This window comes from Microcoleus sp. D2_18a_D3 (assembly GCF_036702455.1).
GTDB lineage: Bacteria > Cyanobacteriota > Cyanobacteriia > Cyanobacteriales > Microcoleaceae > Microcoleus.
Window position 1 is genome coordinate 1 of record NZ_JAUBTK010000051.1, and the last position, 20,475, is coordinate 20,475.

Consider the following 20,475-nt stretch of genomic DNA (forward strand, 5'->3'; position numbering starts at 1 on the left):
TCACCATCGACGCTCTAACCCTTGCTGCTACACCCATCTGAGTTTTGTTAAGAAAGATGTGAGTAAGGCATAGCTTGGTAAGGGGGGGGACAAGAGAAGATGAGAGTACAGAATTAGATGAAACTCTTGCTCCCCCCTTAGCAAGGGGGGCTGGGGGGGTGCTTTCTCAACAGCCAGGGGAAGAAATAGATGAAACTCTTGCTCCCCCCTTAGCAAGGGGGGCTGGGGGGGTGCTTTCTCAACAGCCAGGGGAAGAATTAGATGAAACTCTTGCTCCCCCCTTAGCAAGGGGGGCTGGGGGGGTGCTTTCTCAACAGCCAGGGGAAGAATTAGATGAAACTCTTGCTCCCCCCTTAGCAAGGGGGGCTGGGGGGGTTCTTGCTCAACAGCTACGGGAAGCATTAGCAGCATCGGGAAAAGAGCGAATTCGAGATTTAGTGAAAAATCCCCTGAGATGTTCGTTATTGTGCGGCACTTGGCAGTCGTTGGATGGCGATTTACCGGATACTAAGGCTAAGCTTTATCAGCGGTTTGTGACTACTTTGTATCAGTGGAAAAAACCGCGCCTGAATTGGAGTCAGCAGCAGGATTTGAATGCGGCTTTGGGGAAATTGGCACTTTCAGGGATGTTAAATGAAACGGATCGGTTTCAGTGGCCTGAAAGTGTGGGATATCGGGTGATGGGTGCATCGCCGTTTGAGTTAGCTTGCGATTTGGGTTGGCTGAATTTAGTGGCGAGGGATGCGGAGACGGCGGAAGGGATTTATGCTTTTTACCATCCGACGTTTCAGGAATATTTTGCGGCATTGGCGGTTGAGGATTGGCACTTTTTTTTGAATCACTTTCCTAAGAATCCGCAACATCCTGATGCTAGATACCGCATTTTTGAGAAGCAGTGGAAAGAGGTTATTTTGTTGTGGTTGGGGCGTGAGGAAGTTGGGAAGGAGGAAAAGGAAGCGTTTATTAAGGCGTTGGTTAAGTTTAAGGTTGGGTGGGATAAATTTTATGGATATCGGGCATATTTTCTAGCGGCTGCGGGGATTGCTGAGTTTAAAGATTGTAGTCTGGCTGATGAGATTGTGTCGCAGATTGTTATTTGGGGATTTGGTTATTTTAATAACCAAAAACAGGACTGGCGGACATTTCTCGCTCCAATTGTTGATAGATCAAGGGAAGTTCTGAAAGAGACGGATCGGGAAAAGGCGAGTTCCGCTTTAGTCGAGTTTATCCGCAATTCAGGTGATGAATATACCCGGAGGCGATCGACAAAAAGCTTAGGGGAAATAGGCAAATATCACCCAGAAACTATCTCCGCTTTAGTCGAGTTAATCGGTACTTCTCAGGATGAACATACCCGGTGTGTAGCGGCAGAGAGCTTAGGGAAAATAGAAAAAAATAACCCAGTTGCGATAGCCACTTTAGTCGAGTTACTCCGCAAGTCAGTTGAGAAAAAGACCGGGAAGCGAGTGGCATATAGCTTGGGAAAAATAGGCAAAGATAGCCCAGAAGCGATCGCAGCTTTAGTAGAACTAATCCGCAATTCAGTTGATAACCATTTCTACCCGTTTTTCGATAGGCATAACGTACCTACCTGTATAATATTGGCATATAGCTTAGTGAAAATAGGGAAAAATAATCCAGTTGCGATCGCCGCTTTAGTCGAGTTAATTCGCACTTCAGAGCATAAAGTTACCCAAGAGCGAGCGGCAGAAATTTTAGGTAGGATAGACAAAGATAACCCGGTAGCGATCGAAACTTTATTGGAGTCAATCCGCAACTACCGTCCTAAAGATACTCGTTATCAAGCAGCCCAAAAATTAGCAATAATCGGCAAAAATAACCCAGTTGCAATCGCTGCTTTAGTCGAGTTAATTCGCAAGTCAGGTAATAAAAAAGTTACCCGGTGGCGAGCGGCAGAATGCTTAGGGAAAATAGATAAAGATAACCCAGTTGCAATCAGCGCTTTAGTCGAGTTAAGCCGCAATTCCAATGAAAAAACCCGGTGGTCAGCGGCAGATAGCTTAGGTAAAATAGGCAAAGATAACCCAGTTGCGATCGCCGCTTTAGTCGAGTTAATCCGCAATTCCGGTGCAGAAAGTACCCGGTGGTCAGCGGCAGAAAGCTTAGGGAAAATAGGCAAAAATAACCCAGAGGCTATCTTCGGTTTAGTCGAGTTGCTCGGTAATTGTCAAAGTGAATCTACCCGGCTTCAAGCGGTATCTAGCTTAGGAAAAATAGATAACAATAACCCAGTTGCGATCTCCACTTTAGTCGAGTTGCTCGGCACTTCTCAGAATGCATATCATCGGTGGGAATTGGGAATTCAATTTAAAAAAATAGGAAAAAATAACCCAGTTGCGCTCGCCGCTTTCGTCGAGTTAATCCGCACTTCAGGTGATGAACAGACCCGGCTTCAAGCGGCAGAATATTTGGGAGAAATAGACAACAATAACCCAGTTGCGCTGGCCACTTTAGTCGAGTTAATCCGCAATTCAGGTGATCCAGATACCCGGTGTCGAGCGGCATCTACCTTAGGTAAAATAGAGAAATATCACCCAGTTGCGCTCGCGACTTTAATAGAGTTGATTCCTAATTATCACCCTGAATATTCTATTTTTGACCCGGCAGATAGCTTACTGGAAATTATGAAAGGTAAACACTTCGCCACCGCAGTCTCAGGTTTGAAAAATCGCCTAACTTCCGAAATCTACAAAAATGATTTTGGTCGGAATGAAAGATGTCACAGAGTCATCTGGGAGTGTGCCGAAAATATCACTTACCCAGACTTTTATCAAGCATGGCACGCTTAACCCACCGCTGGAATTGCCGTTAACAGGTTTTGGGCCAAATCAAGAGGACTTGCTGAATGCGGTACAGAATTGGATTGGGGCGAGGGGATAAGTCGCAGGTCCAGGGGCAGAACTTAGCCTGGGCCGTTTCCCTACTGCCGTGTCCCTACACATATTGTGTACCAGACCCTCGCGGATGACAGACAAAAATGTGCGATCGACCAAAAGCAGATGCGAACAAATAGTTTAACCTGCGATACTAATTCACAGATGCGATCAACCGAGCCTCCCAAAGACTCCCCCAAACCATGCCCAAGCCAAAAAAGACCCCCGCCAAAACCTACACTGAAATCAACCTCAGCGACCCCCAATACTACTTCAACCGAGAACAAAGCTGGCTAGAATTCAACAACCGCGTGCTCCACGAAGCCCTCGACCCCCGCACGCCCCTCCTAGAAAGACTCAAATTTCTCGCTATTTTTAGCTCCAACCTAGACGAATATTTTATGGTGCGCGTGGGCGCCCTCAAACAACAAGTACACGCAAAAGTCAGCAAATTAACCTCCGACGGCCGCACTCCCCAACAACAGCTAGATGCCCTTAACAAGCGGCTTTTGCCGATGGTTACTCAGCAGCACTCGTATTTTGAGCAAACCCTGCGGCCGAAACTAGCAGCAAGCGAAATCTACATTCTCGACTACATTGACCTCAATCAAGAACAGCGCAATTACTTGCACCGCTACTTCAAAGAACAAGTATTTCCCGTACTCACTCCCCTAGCAGTTGACCCCAGCCACCCATTCCCCTACCTTTCCAATCTCAGCCTCAATTTAGCAGTAGTAGTCAGAGACCCGGACACGCGGGAAGAATTATTTGCCCGCGTCAAAGTACCGCAGGTTTTACCGAGGTTTGTGCCGCTACCGGGGGATTTGCAGTGGCAGCAGAGGGGCAAATCTCCGGTTTGGACTGGCGTCCCCCTAGAACAGGTGATTGCCCACAATTTAGAAGCTTTGTTTCCGGGGATGGACGTAGAGGAATATCACCCGTTCCGCATTACTCGCAATTCCGATTTGACCGTGGAGGAAGATGAGGCAGAGGATTTGCTGCTGGCAATAGAACAGGAGCTCCGCAAGCGTCGGTTTGGAGGTTCTGCGGTGCGGATGGAAATTCAAGCGATTATGCCCCCTGCGCTGCGAGATATGCTGATGGAGGAGCTGGAGCTCGGTGAGCAAGATGTTTACGTCGTAGAGGGGCTGCTAGGCCTCAAGGATTTGATGTCTTTTGTGGGGCTGCCGGTGCCGGAACTGAAAGACCCGCCTTGGACTCCGGTTGTGCCGCCGCGCTTGCGGAACTCGGAATCGGCAAGGATTTTAGACAAATCGAGGTTGGATGCTGAAGAGGGCGAGGATATTTTCACGACCATCCGGCAGGGGGATTTGATGCTGCACCATCCTTATCACTCGTTTGCGGCGACGGTGCAGCGGTTTATTACTGAGGCGGCGCACGATCGCTCCGTGTTAGCGATTAAGATGACTTTATACCGCACTTCTGGAGATTCGCCGATCGTCAGCGCCTTAATTCAAGCTGCGGAAAACGGCAAGCAGGTAGCCGTTTTAGTAGAGCTCAAAGCTAGGTTTGACGAAGAAAATAATATTAATTGGGCTCGCAAGTTAGAACAAGCTGGAGTCCACGTAGTTTACGGTTTGGTGGGACTCAAAACCCACACCAAAATTGTGATGGTAGTGCGTCGCGAGGAGGGGTACATCCGCCGCTACGTCCACATCGGCACCGGCAATTACAATCCCAAAACAGCCGGACTGTATACCGATGTGGGTTTGTTGAGTTGTCGCGAGGATTTGGGTTCGGATTTGACGGATTTGTTTAATTATTTGACTGGTTATTCGCGGCAGGTATCTTATCGCAAATTATTGGTAGCGCCGGTCAATATGCGCGATCGATTTTTAGCTTTAATCCGCCGCGAGGCAGAATTCTGCCGCTTGCAGGCCGAAGGCGGCATCGGTAGCTGTGGCCGCATTGTCGCTAAAATGAACGCTTTAGTTGACCCTCAAATCATTGTTGCTTTGTACGAAGCTTCGCAAGCGGGAGTTAAAATTGATTTGATTATTCGGGGGATTTGCTGTTTGCGTCCCGGCGTTGAGGGTGTTAGCGAAAATATCAGAGTTATCAGTATTATCGGCCGCTTTTTAGAGCATTCTCGGATGTTTTATTTTTTCAACGGTGGCGACGAAGAGGTGTATATTGGTTCGGCTGACTGGATGCAGCGCAATCTCACAAGACGGGTTGAGGCGATCGTTCAAGTGGAAGACCCGACAATTGCTAAGGAATTGCAAGAAATTTTGGGGGTAATGCTAGCTGACAACCGCCAAGCTTGGGATTTGCAGTCTGGAGGACACTACTCTCAGCGGCGGCCGCCTGCTAATTGCCCGGAAGTGAGCTCTCAGCAAATTCTGATGGATATGGTTCTGTGATGAATTAGTTAGTTGTCAGTTGGCAGTTGACAGTTGTCAGTTGTCAAATTTGCAGTTAGCAGTTGTGCGTTGTTGTTAGTTATTAAGGTGTACTGCATTTAATTTTGACTTTTTGGGCGGGCTCTGGGGCCCACCCCACAAGATTTTTACTAGCATAACTATCCAAATTAAATGCGCGACAACTACTGACAACGGACAACGGACAACGGACAACGGACAACGGACAACTGACAACTGACTACTGACTACTTAACTGTTAAAAGTACGCTTGAATTCTTCTAAGAGATCATCAATTTCTTCGATCGCCTGACTCACATCTATTCTCAGGGCTCCCAAGTCCGATCGATCTAACAGCCGCACGAGGGATTCCCGCTTGACTTCGATCTCTGCTACGCGCTCTTTGATTGTTTGTGCATCCATGTTTTTTTGCCTTTGCTACTATTAACAAAAATATTTGACATTCCCCCCTGCGAACAGACGGAGATTCTTAATTCACCGACATCCCTTTTTGGGCAAATCCTTCACTGTTTATATATGGGAAGTGATGAACCTGCTCAGGGTTTTTGGGTCTGTGTTATAGTTTGATTGTACATCAAAAGTGCAGCCCAACTTCAGCCACATTTTAGCGTAAAAAAGGCGGACGTTTGGTATCTGCGGGTTTATTTTTCATCATTCCAGCTAAAAATCGCTTCAGGGCCTTCTCCCGGTTTTTCATAAAAGCAGCCCAAAATCCCGGTTGATATTCATCCATCGTCTTGGCTAGGGCCCAGACATCGATCGCTAAGATATTATAAAGCCTTTCATCTTCACGTTTGAGCGAGTTAATCTGCTCCAGAACCGCCTTGTTTGCTCCAGCAGTTTGTTTGTCTTCGTCTTTAATCATGTCCGAAAAATGGTTGAAAGGGCAAGAGTGTCGATCGCGATCGCCACTCTGTATACTTTGATGATACTGCCGATCTCGATTGCCTTCTGGAACCAACGCCGCGCAATTAACACGGATATTTACCAATGGCGCGCCCGGACGAGTCCGGCTGGATAAGCTTCTGAAGCTAGAGACAAGACTGTGGATGCACACCGCTCCCGCGCTCATAGATGCTAGCAGTTTTTGCAGGTCTTTTGGCAAAAAAACTAAATTTATTCAAGACTTTTTGACAGATAATAATTAAAGTATATTATTTCTGTCGGACTACTTACCTCACTAATATGTTACGCAAAATTTCTTTAGCAAACCTAGCCTTAGTTGTTGGCGGTATTATAGCAGCAGTCGGGTTCGGAGCCTACTTCACAGACAGACCTACCCTGAACCTAGCCGGTTTTTTTTATGGAATTCCGCTGTTGCTGGGAGGTTTGGCCCTGAAAGCCGCCGAACTCGAACCAGTGGAGTTCACCGAACCTACCTCTGCTGAAGTTCTCCTCCTGCGAGAAAGTCAGGCCACAGATACTCAAAACCAAGTCCGCAAAGATATCACTCGATTTCGCTACGGCCAACCCGCGCACTTAGATGATGCTTTGGAGCGCTTGGGCCTGGCCCCGACAGACGAGGAACGGCCCCTCCTGCAAGGGTTACGGGAAGTTGATGTTGACGGTGCTTATGGGTTAATTTTAGAGTTTTATTCGCCACTACTGCCGATCGACTTATGGGAAGAAAAGCAAGACAAAATAGCTACTTTTTTTGGGCCCGGTTTGCGCGCACAAGTGACTCAAAAGGCTGGTGAAAAAATAGAATTGGCTTTAATTAAAAATACTCAAGTTTAAAGTCTTCTGAAGTTTTGAGTGCAGAAACTTTGAAGTCGCAAATTAATAATTAATCCTGCACCGGCTCAGATACTGATTTTAGCGGCAGCGTGAAACCTGTCGCTATCAACAAAAGCTCAATCCGCAATTGAGCGATCGCCCCAATTGGATTTTCCCTAATTACAATAGTGTTTGAGAACCGATCGGCAATCTTAAATCAGGAGAAGCACAAATGGTTTCGTCCCAGAGTAGGATAGGTATTATCGGCGCGGGAACATCAGGAGTTTATCTAGCAATTTGGCTGATTCAACAAGGGTTGGATTTTTGGCAACTAAACTCAAATAATGTCTGAAACTTTTGTCCAGTAAGTATTCTCAAATAAGATGCTTTTGCCCTCGTCAGAAAATTAGTCGTCGTTAGCCCACGTGAGAAACTTAGATAAAAACTTAAATAAAAATAGGTTTTTTCGCTCCCAAGAAAGAAACCGGGTTGCAGGCTTAAGCAAATTAATGTTTTGAGAGAAACTGCCGGCAAGTTAAGGATAAACAGAGTTAATCAGCATTAACAAACAAGCGAGAACGAGTAATAAAACGCTCTCCATCCGGCCCTTCCAAGGAAAAATCGCTGCCTCCGGGCCCCGATGCCACGTCTATAATTAACTGCGTGTGCTGCCAATACTTGTATTGCTGCGCTGCAATATAAAAGGGACAACCGCCTATTTCGCCCAGCAATACGTCACCATCACCGATTATCAATTCGCCATCGGGAAAGCACATGGGAGAACTACCGTCGCAGCAGCCACCGGATTGGTGAAACATCAATTCTCCGTGTTGAGTTTTGAGATGATTGATTAATTTTAAAGCGGCTTCTGTTGCGGTGACTTTGGCAGTTTCCATTGCAGTCTCTTTGTGTAGCAATTTTATTTCGTTTGTGAATGAGATTTTTTTTAAAATGAACCGCCGAGGGCGCAGAGGACGCAGAGAAAGAGAGGAAAGAGAGAAAGAAGGAGTTGACGAATCCTTGAAGTGTGTCTTTCTTCTTTCTTTCTTCCCAATGACTAAAACCTTAGAAGAAACCTAATGCTTTCGGGCTGTAGCTGACCAACAAATTCTTGGTTTGCTGGTAGTGATCTAACATCATTTTGTGATTTTCGCGGCCGATACCAGATGATTTGTAGCCGCCGAATGCTGCGTGGGCTGGATAGAGGTGATAGCAGTTTGTCCACACGCGACCTGCTTGAACGGCGCGGCCCATGCGGTAGGCGGTGTTGATGTCGCGGGTCCAAACTCCGGCACCTAAACCGTAGAGGGTATCGTTGGCAATTTCTAATGCTTCGGCTTCGTCTTTGAAGGTGGTGACTGCTAATACTGGGCCGAAGATTTCTTCTTGGAAAATTCGCATTTTGTTGTTTCCTTTGAAGACTGTCGGCTGGAAATAATACCCGTCTTGCAAGTCGCCGGATAAGATGTTTCTTTCGCCACCAATTAGGCATTCTGCGCCTTCGGCGTGACCGATTTTGACGTATTCGGCGATTTTTTCCATCTGGTTGATGGAGACTTGCGCGCCGAGGGCGGTTGTCGGATCTAAGGGGTTATCTTGTTTAATTTGGCGGATACGATCGATCGCCCTTTCCATGAATCGATCGTAGATTGACTCCTGAATTAAGGCGCGGGAGGGACAGGTGCACACTTCGCCTTGGTTGAAGGCAAACATGACTAATCCTTCGACTGCTTTGTCGAGGAATTCATCATCTTGGGCGCAGATATCTTCAAAGAAAATGTTGGGGGATTTGCCGCCTAATTCTAAGGTGACGGGGATCACATTTTGGGAGGCGTATTGCATGATTAGCCTGCCGGTGGTGGTTTCGCCGGTGAAGGCGACTTTGGCAATCCGGGGACTGGTGGCGAGGGTTTTGCCGATTTCGGCGCCGGGCCCGTTAATGACGTTGATAACGCCGTCTGGTACTAAGTCGGCGATGATTTCCATCAGTACCAAGATTGACGCGGGGGTGGGGCCTGCTGGTTTGAGGACAACGCAGTTGCCGGCGGCGAGGGCTGGGGCGAGTTTCCAGGCGGCCATTAATATCGGGAAGTTCCAGGGGATGATTTGTCCGATGACGCCTAGGGGTTCGTGGAAGTGGTAGGCGACGGTGGTTCCGTCGAGTTCGCCGATCGACCCTTCTTGAGTTCGGATGCAGCTTGCGAAGTAGCGGAAATGGTCGATCGCCAGCGGTATGTCTGCGATGCGGGTTTCGCGAATTGGTTTACCGTTGTCCCAGGTTTCGGCGATGGCGAGGCGATCGAGGTTTTCTTCGATTCGATCGGCTATTTTGTGTAAAACCCGCGCCCTATCGGCTGGGGAAGTCTTACCCCACTTGTCTTTCGCGGCGTGGGCGGCATCCAGTGCCAATTCTACATCCTCCGCGCTCGATCGGGGGATTTGACAAATTGATTTTCCTGTAATTGGAGAAAGGTTTTCCGAGTATTTTCCTTTCACCGGTGGCACCCACTTGCCGCCGATAAAGTTGTCGTAGCGAGTTTGAAAAATCGACTGACTGCCGGATTGAACAGGTGCTGCTACTACCATTTTATTACCTGATTAAAATTTGTTTTCGCGGACTATCGAAAAAAATCTGTTGAATATCAACTATCGTCTATTCTCTGGCGGTTTTTTTCTTTAATATACAAAATTTTACATTTTTCAAATATTTGAAATCAAAGTTGTTTCTAGGTTCCGGGGTCGGGCGGGTAGTTAATAAGGTTTTTTTTATAAACTGCAGAGGACGCCGAGTAGGCAGAGGAAGAGAAGAACTAGAGCATAAAAAGATAGTTTTACAAATTATTTAAATCTGCTAATATATAGATATAAACTTAGCAATTTATCAAAAGTACCAATCAAATGCCTGCCTTAAATACCGTTGTTTTTTCTTCCGATATGGAGCCTGGGTCAAAGCATTTAGACGCTGCTAAAATCCGGTGGTTTCAACGCCGGCTGAAAGCTTGGGCCCGGCATAATTTCCGTGATTTTCCTTGGCGGCGTACCTGCGACCCCTACGCGATTTTGGTGGCGGAGTTGTTGCTGCAAAAGACTACTGCCGCTACAGTGGCTCCGATTTATCAAGAATTTGTCGATCGATATCCGACTCTCTCGGATTTAGCGGCCGCGCCTGCTGCGGAAGTTGCTAGTTTGTTGCAGCCTTTGGGCCTTTTTTTTCGGGCGCCAAAGCTGCGGGAATCGGTGCTGGTTATCTTAGAACATTATCAGGGAAATGTTCCCCGCACGGAAGCTCAGTTGCTGGAACTTCCCGGAGTTGGGAAGTACATTGCGCGATCGGTTTGCGCTAATGCTTTCGGACAGCCAAAAGCGGTGCTCGATACGAATGTTGCTCGGATTTTGCAGCGTTTTTTTGGGATTGACGGCGGTAAGGTAAAATCGCGATCGCCCGAACTTTGGGAAGCCGCAGAACGAGTCGCTCCCAAACAGCAAGTCGGGCCCTGGAATTTGGGTTTGCTGGACTTCGGGGCGGCAGTTTGCACTGCAAGAAACCCCCGCTGCGGCGAGTGTCCGCTGCAACAGCAGTGCGAGTACAAAATTAGCAGCGAAGTCAATTCTAGGCTCATTGCCGAACTCAGTTGACAAATTTTGTGCAGTCATTGTAGGGGCGGTTCAAAACAACTTCTGACTCAAACAAACAATCTCAAAAACCCGCCCCCACCCAACGGTAAATACTATTAATTAACTGTGTTGCAGCGGAAGTTATATCCGAAATTTAGTACCTTTACCGCTTGCTAAAAACACTTTAACTCTCCTTTTGGCGGAGCTACAATTATCCGATATCTGAGAGTAATTTTTGACGATTTTTCTGGTTCTGCCAACCAGCAAGGGAGCAGAGAGTGGCGCTGTGAGATATTTGCTAATTCCCGTGTCGTTATCAGCCACCTCAATATAAATCCCCTGAGCATCGACCACCTCAGTGCCAATCCCAATCACCGGTTTAACTTTGATTGATTGCAACTATTACAACTGTTGACCAGACGTTTCTCAAACATCGAGCGCGTGATTGAGGCTATTTAGAAAAGCTTGATCGATCCGAGCTGCATAATGCTCAATCTGTGGCAAATCCCCGAATTGTTTCATCAGCTTGATGCCTAGCTGTCCCTCGCAAATGGTCACGTTTTTTAAATTTGCACCCAGAAAGTCCAACCTTCGCAGCGTTTTATTGCTAAAATTAAAAAAATAGTAAATAGGTGCCTTCATCATTATCAATGTGACGATTTTGCATAATATTGATTAGCACCATAAGCAATCAGGGTTAAAACACTCCATGTCTGCTCAAGGGTTTTATCGTCGTTCACTCCCAGATTCTGCTATTGCCTTTTCCTCCGTAGAGGGAAAGCAAATATTTCGAGAAGCCTTGGCATTGGGAGGTATGGAAGGGTATTTTGCTCTAGCGGAACAGTTTCATACTCAAGCAGAACCCGCTTTTTGTGGATTGGGTAGTTTAGTTGTTGTTCTTAATGCCTTATCCATCGATCCGGGTCGCATTTGGAAAGGGGTGTGGAGATGGTATGGAGAGGAATTTTTAGACTGTTGTTTACCTCTTTCAGTCATTAAAGAAAACGGTATCACCTTTGATGAGTTTGTCTGTATCGCACGTTGCAACGGTGCTGTTGTAAAACCTAACCGTTACCACCAAAGCAGCTTGGAAAACTTTCGGCAAGCAGTTGAGGAGGTGACTGCGGCGTCAGGTGATATTCATCTAGTTGTTTCCTACAGCCGAAAGGTATTGGGACAAACGGGTGATGGTCACTTTTCACCAATTGGTGGCTATCATCCACAGCGGGATCTAGTTCTTCTGCTGGATGTTGCCCGTTTCAAATATCCACCTCACTGGGTTTCTCTGCCTTTGTTATGGCAAGCATTTGAACCTGTCGATCCCGTCACTAATCAATGTCGAGGTTATATTTTATTGCAGAAGAGTGAAAGGTTGCCAGAAACCTTCTTTCATGTTGCTTGTGATTTACATCAATGGCGTAGTGTTGCTCCTTTCTTTGCAGAAATACTCCCAGACATTCTGAGTAAAGAGCAACCTGATTCAATTGCTTCATTTGTCAGTACCATCCTGCACCATTGGCCTGTTGAATTCACAACTATGGTGCATACCTCCTCAGAGACTGCAGAGAAACTTGAGAAATTACGGGCCGCTATTGAGTTAAATTCACTGTTTAATATTGTTCACCAATGCTTGTCAAGCGATGACTCGGATGCAATGTCTGTTGTAGGGAAGTGGCCGCAACAGCCATTCCTAGCAGAGATAATAACAGCAATATTACTCTCCTCTCCCGGAACGCTCTATGCAACTCTCAAACCCGAGTTACGACTGTGGTTTAGTGAGGTTCGCCACCTTGAGAAACTACTCCCTCCCTTGGATGTAGAGATATCTAGATTGAGAGAACAAATGTCAGCACTCCAGGAGTTTTACACTTTATATTCCAAGGGACATCAGTGCAATATCCCTCAGAGTTAGCACCTACCGCCTTTTGAGCTTCTCAAACCTCGACTAACGACAAAAGTGAAGATTTAATAGAAAGATTTAATAATCTGATGCTGGTGGCGGTTGTGGATGAAGATTCGCCGCAGCGAAATATTAGGCTTGTAACTGATGCGAGTGAGGAATGGACAACGGAAAAAGTGGAAGTAGTGGGAAAAAAATGTAGGGCGAACATCTGGTTGGCGGCCGGTTTTTGCCTAAATTCTATTTGATTGACTGTTAACTGAGGTAATCAGCACACATCTGTTTATCCTCTTCTGTCACTTTCGGGTTTGTTCTGAGATAATCGTCGATCCAATTGCAACCTAATGCCATTAGTTTATCGAAATCCCAAACCCACAGTTTGATGGTGTTGTCACTGCTTGCAGAAGCCAAAGTTTTGCCATCGGGACTAAAGGCGACGCTCCAGACCAAACCTTGATGCCCGGTGAGGGTAGCGAGGGGTTTTTGGCTTTGCAGGTGCCACAGTTTGATGGTGTTGTCACTGCTTGCAGAAGCCAATGTCTTGCCATCTGGACTAAAGGCGACGCTATAGACAGAATTGCTATGCCCGGTGAGGGTAGCGATGGGTTTTTGGCTTTCCAGATTCCACAGTTTGATGGTGTTGTCACTGCTTGCAGAAGCCAATGTCTTGCCATCTGGACTAAAGGCTACGCTCAAGACCTCATTGCTATGCCCGGTGAGGGTAGCGATGGGTTTTTGGCTTTCCAGATTCCACAGTTTGATCGTCTTGTCGTCACTTGTAGAAGCCAAATTCAAGCCATCTGGACTAAAGGCGATGCTATAGACCTCATTGCTATGCCCGGTGAGGGTAGCGATGGGTTTTTGGCTTTCCAGATTCCACAGTTTGATCGTCTTGTCGTCACTTGTAGAAGCCAATGTCTTGCCATCTGGACTAAAGGCGACGCTATAGACCGGATTGCTATGCCCGGTGAGGGTAGCGATGGGTTTTTGGCTTTCCAGATTCCACAGTTTGATGGTTTTGTCAAAGCTTGCAGAAGCCAATGTCTTGCCATCTGGACTCAAAGCGACGCTATAGACCGAATTGCTATGCCCGGTGAGGGTAGCGAGGGGTTTTTGGGTTTGCAGGTGCCACAGTTTGATGGTTTTGTCACTGCTTGCAGAAGCCAATGTCTTGCCATCTCGACTAAAGGCGACGCTATAGACCGGATTGCTATGCCCGGTGAGGGTAGCGGTGGGTTTTTGGCTTTCCAGATGCCACAGTTTGATGGTGTTGTCACGGCTTGCAGAAGCCAATGTCTTGCCATCTGGACTCAAGGCGACGCTATTTACCTCATTGATATGCCCGGTGAGGGTAGCGATGGGTTTTTGGGTTTGCAGGTGCCACAGTTTGATGGTGTTGTCACTGCTTGCAGAAGCCAATGTCTTGCCATCTCGACTAAAGGCGACGCTCAAGACCTCATTGCTATGCCCGGTGAGGGTAGCGATGGATTTTTGGCTTTCCAGGTGCCACAGTTTGATGGTGTTGTCACGGCTTGCAGAAGCCAATGTCTTGCCATCTAGACTAAAGGCGACGCTCCACACCGGATTGCTATGCCCGGTGTGGGTAGCGAGGGGTTTTTGGCTTTCCAGATGCCACAGTTTAATCGTCTTATCGCTGCTTGCAGAAGCCAATGTCTTGCCATCTGGACTAAAGGCGACGCTATTTACAGAATTGCTATGCCCGGCGAGGGTAGCGATGGGTTTTTGGCTTTCCAGGTGCCACAGTTTGATGGTGTTGTCACTGCTTGCAGAAGCCAATGTCTTGCCATCTGGACTCAAGGCGATACTCCAGACAGAATTGCTATGCCCGGTGAGGGTAGCGATGGGTTTTTGGCTTTCTAGGTGCCACAGTTTGATGGTGTTGTCACTGCTTGCAGAAGCCAATGTCTTGCCATCTGGACTAAAGGCGACGCTATTAACAGAATTGCTATGCCCGGTGAGGGTAGCGATGGGTTTTTGGCTTTCCAGGTGCCACAGTTTGATGGTGTTGTCACTGCTTGCAGAAGCCAATGTCTTGCCATCTGGACTCAAGGCGACGCTATTTACAGAATTGCTATGCCCTTCCAAATGATTGCGCTCTTTTACTGCGGACACTGCTTGTTGCAGCACAGCTATCACTCGTCCTCTAATATGTTTTGTCGTCTCGGATGAAGAATCTAGCTGTTTGAATGCTTGCCCTGCCTTTAATGCTTCCAACAGTGCTTGGAATGTCTGTCCTGAACGAAATGATTCATTAGAAAAAGCAGTTTCCTGGATTACATTTGCTAAATTCTGGGCTTGAGTGACTTTATACGTGGCCAATTGCTCTGCTTTAATTAGCGTCTGATTCGCTTGAGTCAAAATTTTATTCGCTTGTCTCTGCGCTTCTAACTCTCGTTCAACTTCCCGTTGTTGGACTTCCCGACTGGCATTTAAAAACTGATAATCCAAATCGCTCAAACTTTTATCGGCTGCCCAACTTTGAGCATCGTGCAAGGCTTGACCCCGCAACAGTCGCGATTCATCTTGGCAATCAGACTCTATCCAAGCTTTAAAACTTTCGCTGTAAGGGCGGAGCTCCGCTAATTGTTTTTCCACCCAATCCAGGTTAAAAACCGATTGATAAATTGGGTTATAAACTTTAAGTTTGCCAGACTGCTTAACCACCAACCCTGTTAATCGCAGTTCCATTTGTTCGGGAGTATCATCAGTCGCTATTTCATTGTGCTGCAAAATTTGCTGATAGAGTCCCAATAACCTACTGGCACGCTGTTCGCTGCGTAAAATGCGTCCTCTAATCGTTTTTAAATGTTCTGGTTCATCCTGTGCTTCCCAATTATCAATCACCTTTTCTTGGACTAAAGTTTCTACCCACTCAGCGGGATTTGGAATGGGTGTATGATTTGCACTACCGAGCATTAGTTTACAAAGCTTTTGTGTTAAGAATGGCTGTCCGCCCGTCCAATATAATACTGCTTCTAACACAGCTTGAGAATTTTCCGCTTGAGTTTCTAACCCCACTCCTAAAGGTTGGGCTTCTGCTAATTGAAACCCCGTTAACTCTATTCCTCGACCAATATTAAACGGAGTGCGTCGCTTGTCTTGAATTAAATCTGAGGGAGTAGCTACCCCCAACATTGTAAATGTTAATCGACGATAGTCGGGTTTATCAGCTCGATTATTATAGCAATCACGAATCACAGCAAAAAAATCTTCAATTTTAAAATTTAAGCTGAGTAAACTGTCCGATTCATCGACAAAAATTACTATATTTTCTGAAATTATCTTGAGTAATACTTCTTCAAAAAATTTACTGAATCGTTTAACATTCGATAGTAAGCTGTTCTGCTCCCACCATTCATCTAAATCAAAAACGTCATACAAATCTAATCGGCTGACGATGCTATCTATCACGCCTGCATACCACTCTTCTGGCGTAATGTCTGAGGTGCCAATTTCTGTGATATCAATGCTACTACAGGCAATTCCCTCTGCTTGTAACCGCTGCATTGTCCGCACTCGCAGGGATGATTTTCCCATTTGTCGGGAATTAAGAACATAGCAAAATTCTCCAGCTTTTAAAGCTTGATAAAGTTCTTCATCCGCCTTTCTAGTGACATAAGTTGGGGCGTTTGCAGGCAGGCTACCCCCAACTTGATATTGATAATCCTTCATAGGTCATTGTTAATTTATAGGTGGAAAATCAGAGAATCAAGGAATCAATTTGTACAGCCGTACAGGTTCAGTAATTCCCTTTAACTGTTGCATACCTAAGTCAATCACATTTAAAGGTGAGTGGGTTTTAACGACTTGATAAACTGTTTCAGAAATACAGATTCCTCCTGGCTCTGCTTTCCCTTCTAAACGAGCCGCTAAATTTACACCAGCCCCCCTGATATCATTATTAAGAAAGAAGATTTCCCCCAAGTGAATACCAATCCGGTGTTGCAGGACATGACTCGCAGGTAAGGTTGTAGCAGCTTCGGCGAGACTTCGCTGTATTTCTAGCGCACAGGCTACTGCTTTTACGGCACTTTCTGGAAAGAAAATTAATAAACCATCGCCCATTTCTTTCAGGACTTTGCCTTGATGTTTAGCGCAGATGTCTCGGATGATATTGAAATCTCGATTCACTAATTCTAGTGTCAGCTTTTGGTTGGCCACTGATAAAGCGGTGGAATTAACTACATCGGAAAAAATAATAGCTGCTAAATTACTCTCTACGCTCAAGCTTAATGGGTTATTAGATTGTTGCACAGCAGTCATATTTGGTTGGGGAAAAGCTAGGCGATGGCTAAAATATTGACGATACAAACCACACAATGGCATGACAGCATTTCCCTGAAATTTGATCAACCCCATGCTTCGCAATTTAAAAGCCTCTCCGGTATTAATTTCTACAGGTTGTTCGCTGTTAATGACTTGTCTAATTGTTGCTGCTAGTTCTGCATCTTGTTCCAAGTTAACTAAATGCCGTCGTAAATGATCGTAGTAAGGGCCTTCTTCAGTAGGAGCGACTTTTAGCAAGCTATCTAAGCTAATTCTCCCTCTGGCAATTTGGTAGAGAGCAACTCGCACTAAATAAGGATGACCGCCCACCATTTCCATCAGGTCACAAATCTCTTGATTTGACCAATTTAATTGGTGTCGATTCACTAAATCTGTTACCTGTTTCTGATTGAGTTCAGGTAATTCTATGGGCAATCCCACGTTAAATGGCGACTGATTAATATTGAGAGGAATATAAACTTCTTGAGAGTGAGAAATGACCAACCTCAGCTTTTTCCAAATTTCCTCATTTTTTCCCCGTTCGTGCCAAGCTCGTAATAATCCAAAGAAGTCGGTGGCTATTTCGGAATGCTCAAAAATGCGATCGACTTCATCTAACCCTAAAACAAGAGGCTGAGCACTGTTAGATAATAGATAGCGTTGGAAATACTTCGTGCTTTTATTTTTACTGCCGAGAACGCCTTTCCAATATTCTCCTAACTTGTCTTCTAAATTTAATTCATTGGTAATCTCACCACAAAACCACTGCAACAACTCATCAAGATTGGTGAGAAAACTGCCATCAGCCCATTGAAAGTTTAAATAAGCCGTTTGATATCCCTGTTCCTTGGCTTGGTATAAAATTCGCTGCACTAAGGAAGTTTTTCCCATGTGCCGGGGGGCTTTGATTCGGATTAAAGCTCCGGGCTTAACAATAGTTTGGTAGCAGTCAGATTCAATGGGAGGCCGATCGATATATAGGGGTGAATCTAAACTAACAGAACCTTCTGGGTTGTCTAAGTTGGAACTCGAAATGGGAGATACGGCGCTAGATCGCGGATTTTCCACCACAGGCGACGACTCCTCAACGATATCGCTAACAGAAGCATCGCCCGATCGCCCTGCTGCATCCAACTCAGAAAAATCCGACTTTTTCTTTAATACCGGAGTCAGCTCTTCTGGAATACCAGCCATGCTGATGCTAACGCAACCCAATTTATAGGCAAATTCGATCGACTCCCCCGCCGCCAACGTATCGTAAAAACCTACAGCAAATTCTCGTGCGGCGCTATCTCCCACCGCTTGCTTCATGCCGATCACATAAGGAATGTGACGTGCGATCGCAGCCGCTTGCACTTCTGAATAGCAAGCGTTGAGTATTACGCACTCTACGTACTGATTAAACGCCTCAAATAAAGCTGCCAAAGCTTTGGTATTGACCAGCTTAATTTGTCCCGCCTCATCTTCCAAGGCTAAACCGCCTTCTCCTGCACCATGCCCAGAGAAATGCACAATCTCTGGTTTATAATCTAATATGGCTCGCTGCATTTCTCTGGGTGTCACCGCCCACTGTTGCTCAAGTTGGAACTTGTCGGCTTTTTTAGAGCGTTGCAACCCCTCTGCAACTTCCTTCGCCTCTTTCTGTAAGTCCACAGGGGTGGTATTTTTGGGGTTGGCTGCCAAAAACAGGATAATTTTTTTATTTCTAGGCGAAATACTCATTAATGGAACCTTTAGGAGAGGAGATACAGGAGCTTAACGACACTACCTCAGTCAGGGCGAGATATTTCTTGCCTTTATACGATATTTAACCACAAACATCTTTATTTTTGTTGAGCAGTAAACTGACAGAAACGATCGCCCTGAGTCAAGCATAACCAATCGAAAAGGCGATCGCTACTCTCAACTAATCTTTTTAGCTACGTATTCAACAAGGGAGCTCGGCTTCCCGTTTTGCAGTCGTATTTTCATAAATATCGATATTCTTTGCCCCTGTAGAACCAATTTATCGTGCGAGATCTTTAGCAATATTTTTGATAATTAATCAAGCAACAATTTTCCTTCTTCCTTCTTCCTTCTTCCTTCTGCTCTTCCTCTAGGTCAAGAGCGTCCAGAGCGCTTAATTAAAAAATTTAGTGATTTTGGATACAATTCCCGGCTCAACAGTCGATCGCACTCCTCAATTTTCGATGCGGATCTAAAATTCACCTAAAGTTCGACGCCCTTTGGCAAAACCCTTCCTAAGATAGAAGTTGGGGGACGATCGGTCTTTTAGCCGATTCAGGAGCAAGAGTCAAGGACTCCATCGAACCCAAATCCAGAGCAGCAAGACAGGGAGGACATCAAAATCATGGTAAACGCGCCGACAGGGGAAGCCCGACTGGGCCCGATGGATCAGGTGCAAGCCCTAGACCGCGATTGCACAACCCTATCTCGTCACGTACTCCAGCAACTTCACAGCTTTTCAGCAGATGCTCAGGATCTCAGCGCGCTGATGAATCGCATCGGGCTGGCGGCAAAGCTGATCGCGAGGCGGCTCAGCAGAGCCGGATTAATGGCAGATGCCTTGGGGTTTACAGGGGCTACGAACGTGCAGGGAGAATCCGTCAAAAAGATGGATATCTATGCCAATGAAGTGTTTATCTCGGTATTCCAGCAAAGCGGACTTGTCTGCCGCTTGGCTTCGGAGGAAATGGAAAAACCCTACTACATTCCCGAAAATTGTCCGATCGGGCGTTACAGTCTGCTCTACGACCCCATAGACGGTTCTTCCAATCTTGACATCAATCTCAATGTAGGCTCCATATTCAGCATCCGCAAGCAAGAAGGGGACGATGAAGACGGTTCTGCTTCCGACTTGCTGCAACACGGACACAAACAAATAGCGGCCGGTTATGTACTCTACGGCCCGAGTACCATGCTGGTTTATTCGATCGGTCAGGGTGTTCATTCCTTTACCCTCGACCCCAGTTTGGGCGAGTTTATTCTAGCTAACGAAAACATTAAGGTTCCCGATCGCGGCCCGATTTACAGCGTTAATGAAGGCAACTTCTGGCAGTGGGAGGAATCTTTGAGGGACTACATTCGCTACGTACACCGCAGCGAAGGCTACAGCGCCCGGTACGGTGGGGCTTTGGTGGGAGATTTCCACCGGATTTTGTTCCAGGGAGGCGTGTTTTTGTACCCCGGAACCGTGAAAAACCCCGAAGGCAAATTGCGCTTGCTCTACGAATCGGCTCCTTTGGCGTTTTTGATGGAGCAAGCCGGGGGGCGCGCCAGTACCGGCATTCAAGACATCTTAGACGTTGTGCCGACCAAACTGCACGAGCGATCGCCCTTGATTATCGGCAGTAAAGAAAATGTAGCGATGGTCGAGTCTTTTATTCAAGATCGAGCGCGCAATCCTAGAACAGTCCAAGCGTGAAGGAAGAGGGAAGTTCGGCAGCGGATTCTGTAACGGATGTAACGGATGTCAGGAAGTTCGGCAACGGATTCTGTAACGGATGTAACGGATGTAATGGATGTCATGAAGAGGGAAGAAGGAAGAGGGTTTTAACTTATAACTTTCGACTCCCAATTACCAATTCCCCATTGCCAATTACCAATTTTCAATTTTCAATTTTCAATTCCCAATTTCCAAGTTCCAATTAACAGCTATCAA

The 20,475-nt window shown here is 46.3% G+C and carries 15 protein-coding genes; 8 read left to right on the plus strand and 7 right to left on the minus strand.

What is annotated here, in order from left to right; all coding sequences use genetic code 11:
* The first annotated feature begins 74 nt into the window (after window positions 1-74).
* Together QUB06_RS21645 and ppk1 are read left to right on the plus strand one after the other, a co-directional pair.
* Window positions 75-2,810, plus strand: coding sequence for a HEAT repeat domain-containing protein (locus QUB06_RS21645; RefSeq protein ID WP_333437010.1), 2,736 nt, complete (start codon window positions 75-77; stop codon window positions 2,808-2,810).
* A 287-nt stretch (window positions 2,811-3,097) separates the two neighbouring features.
* A complete protein-coding gene (gene ppk1, locus QUB06_RS21650) occupies window positions 3,098-5,278 on the plus strand; it encodes a polyphosphate kinase 1 (RefSeq protein ID WP_333437011.1) in 2,181 nt (726 codons plus the stop codon).
* 249 nt (window positions 5,279-5,527) lie between these two features.
* Here ppk1 and QUB06_RS21655 read toward each other — a convergent pair whose 3' ends face one another.
* The gene (locus QUB06_RS21655; protein WP_333031883.1) at window positions 5,528-5,698 is read right to left on the minus strand and encodes a hypothetical protein; all 171 of its coding nucleotides are present in this window, start codon (window positions 5,696-5,698) and stop codon (window positions 5,528-5,530) included.
* Window positions 5,699-5,900: 202 nt separating this feature from the next.
* The gene (locus QUB06_RS21660; RefSeq protein WP_006632500.1) at window positions 5,901-6,161 is read right to left on the minus strand and encodes a hypothetical protein; all 261 of its coding nucleotides are present in this window, start codon (window positions 6,159-6,161) and stop codon (window positions 5,901-5,903) included.
* A 9-nt stretch (window positions 6,162-6,170) separates the two neighbouring features.
* On the opposite strand from QUB06_RS21660, the gene QUB06_RS21665 reads away from it, so the two are divergent.
* Together QUB06_RS21665 and QUB06_RS21670 are read left to right on the plus strand one after the other, a co-directional pair.
* A complete protein-coding gene (locus tag QUB06_RS21665) occupies window positions 6,171-6,317 on the plus strand; it encodes a hypothetical protein (protein WP_333437012.1) in 147 nt (48 codons plus the stop codon).
* A 164-nt stretch (window positions 6,318-6,481) separates the two neighbouring features.
* Window positions 6,482-7,033 (plus strand): DUF2854 domain-containing protein, encoded by a 552-nt coding sequence (locus tag QUB06_RS21670; protein ID WP_333437013.1) that lies wholly within the window; start codon window positions 6,482-6,484, stop codon window positions 7,031-7,033.
* Window positions 7,034-7,563: 530 nt separating this feature from the next.
* Here QUB06_RS21670 and QUB06_RS21675 read toward each other — a convergent pair.
* Window positions 7,564-7,908, minus strand: a complete 345-nt coding sequence (locus tag QUB06_RS21675; protein ID WP_333290620.1) for a DUF779 domain-containing protein — start codon at window positions 7,906-7,908, stop codon at window positions 7,564-7,566.
* A 169-nt stretch (window positions 7,909-8,077) separates the two neighbouring features.
* Entirely contained in the window at window positions 8,078-9,598 is a 1,521-nt protein-coding gene (gene exaC, locus QUB06_RS21680) for an acetaldehyde dehydrogenase ExaC (RefSeq protein WP_333437014.1), read from the minus strand.
* A 312-nt stretch (window positions 9,599-9,910) separates the two neighbouring features.
* Here exaC and QUB06_RS21685 point away from each other — a divergent pair, with 312 nt between their 5' ends.
* Window positions 9,911-10,648, plus strand: coding sequence for an A/G-specific adenine glycosylase (locus QUB06_RS21685; RefSeq protein ID WP_333437015.1), 738 nt, complete (start codon window positions 9,911-9,913; stop codon window positions 10,646-10,648).
* 120 nt (window positions 10,649-10,768) lie between these two features.
* Here the strand turns inward: QUB06_RS21685 and QUB06_RS21690 are convergent, their stop codons facing one another.
* Window positions 10,769-11,026, minus strand: coding sequence for a hypothetical protein (locus tag QUB06_RS21690; protein ID WP_333437016.1), 258 nt, complete (start codon window positions 11,024-11,026; stop codon window positions 10,769-10,771).
* Window positions 11,027-11,336: 310 nt separating this feature from the next.
* Between QUB06_RS21690 and QUB06_RS21695 the strand changes: the two genes are divergently transcribed.
* Window positions 11,337-12,539, plus strand: coding sequence for a phytochelatin synthase family protein (locus tag QUB06_RS21695; protein ID WP_333437017.1), 1,203 nt, complete (start codon window positions 11,337-11,339; stop codon window positions 12,537-12,539).
* A 243-nt stretch (window positions 12,540-12,782) separates the two neighbouring features.
* Here QUB06_RS21695 and QUB06_RS21700 read toward each other — a convergent pair whose 3' ends face one another.
* Both QUB06_RS21700 and QUB06_RS21705 read right to left on the minus strand, forming a co-directional pair.
* Window positions 12,783-16,220, minus strand: a complete 3,438-nt coding sequence (locus QUB06_RS21700; protein ID WP_333437018.1) for a WD40 domain-containing protein — start codon at window positions 16,218-16,220, stop codon at window positions 12,783-12,785.
* Window positions 16,221-16,256: 36 nt separating this feature from the next.
* Window positions 16,257-18,536, minus strand: coding sequence for an AAA-like domain-containing protein (locus QUB06_RS21705; protein ID WP_333437019.1), 2,280 nt, complete (start codon window positions 18,534-18,536; stop codon window positions 16,257-16,259).
* Between the two features lie 628 nt (window positions 18,537-19,164).
* Between QUB06_RS21705 and fbp the strand changes: the two genes are divergently transcribed.
* Together fbp and QUB06_RS21715 are read left to right on the plus strand one after the other, a co-directional pair.
* Entirely contained in the window at window positions 19,165-20,238 is a 1,074-nt protein-coding gene (gene fbp / locus QUB06_RS21710; RefSeq protein ID WP_333437020.1) for a class 1 fructose-bisphosphatase, read from the plus strand.
* On the plus strand, window positions 20,235-20,465 hold the full coding sequence (locus tag QUB06_RS21715; protein ID WP_333437021.1) for a hypothetical protein: 231 nt from the start codon (window positions 20,235-20,237) through the stop codon (window positions 20,463-20,465). The genes fbp and QUB06_RS21715 overlap by 4 nt, the downstream gene beginning before the upstream one ends.
* The last annotated feature ends 10 nt before the right edge of the window (window positions 20,466-20,475 follow it).

Bases quoted from the DNA above. Each gene is read 5' to 3' on its own strand.
- QUB06_RS21700 (WP_333437018.1), bottom strand. From the start codon at position 16,220: ATGAAGGATTATCAATATCAAGTTGGGGGTAGCCTGCCTGCAAACGCC.
- exaC (WP_333437014.1), bottom strand. From the start codon at position 9,598: ATGGTAGTAGCAGCACCTGTTCAATCCGGCAGTCAGTCGATTTTTCAA.
- QUB06_RS21665 (WP_333437012.1), top strand. From the start codon at position 6,171: ATGGTTGAAAGGGCAAGAGTGTCGATCGCGATCGCCACTCTGTATACT.
- QUB06_RS21695 (WP_333437017.1), top strand. From the start codon at position 11,337: ATGTCTGCTCAAGGGTTTTATCGTCGTTCACTCCCAGATTCTGCTATT.
- QUB06_RS21685 (WP_333437015.1), top strand. From the start codon at position 9,911: ATGCCTGCCTTAAATACCGTTGTTTTTTCTTCCGATATGGAGCCTGGG.
- fbp (WP_333437020.1), top strand. From the start codon at position 19,165: ATGGTAAACGCGCCGACAGGGGAAGCCCGACTGGGCCCGATGGATCAG.
- QUB06_RS21675 (WP_333290620.1), bottom strand. From the start codon at position 7,908: ATGGAAACTGCCAAAGTCACCGCAACAGAAGCCGCTTTAAAATTAATC.
- QUB06_RS21705 (WP_333437019.1), bottom strand. From the start codon at position 18,536: ATGAGTATTTCGCCTAGAAATAAAAAAATTATCCTGTTTTTGGCAGCC.
- ppk1 (WP_333437011.1), top strand. From the start codon at position 3,098: ATGCCCAAGCCAAAAAAGACCCCCGCCAAAACCTACACTGAAATCAAC.
- QUB06_RS21660 (WP_006632500.1), bottom strand. From the start codon at position 6,161: ATGATTAAAGACGAAGACAAACAAACTGCTGGAGCAAACAAGGCGGTT.
- QUB06_RS21655 (WP_333031883.1), bottom strand. From the start codon at position 5,698: ATGGATGCACAAACAATCAAAGAGCGCGTAGCAGAGATCGAAGTCAAG.
- QUB06_RS21670 (WP_333437013.1), top strand. From the start codon at position 6,482: ATGTTACGCAAAATTTCTTTAGCAAACCTAGCCTTAGTTGTTGGCGGT.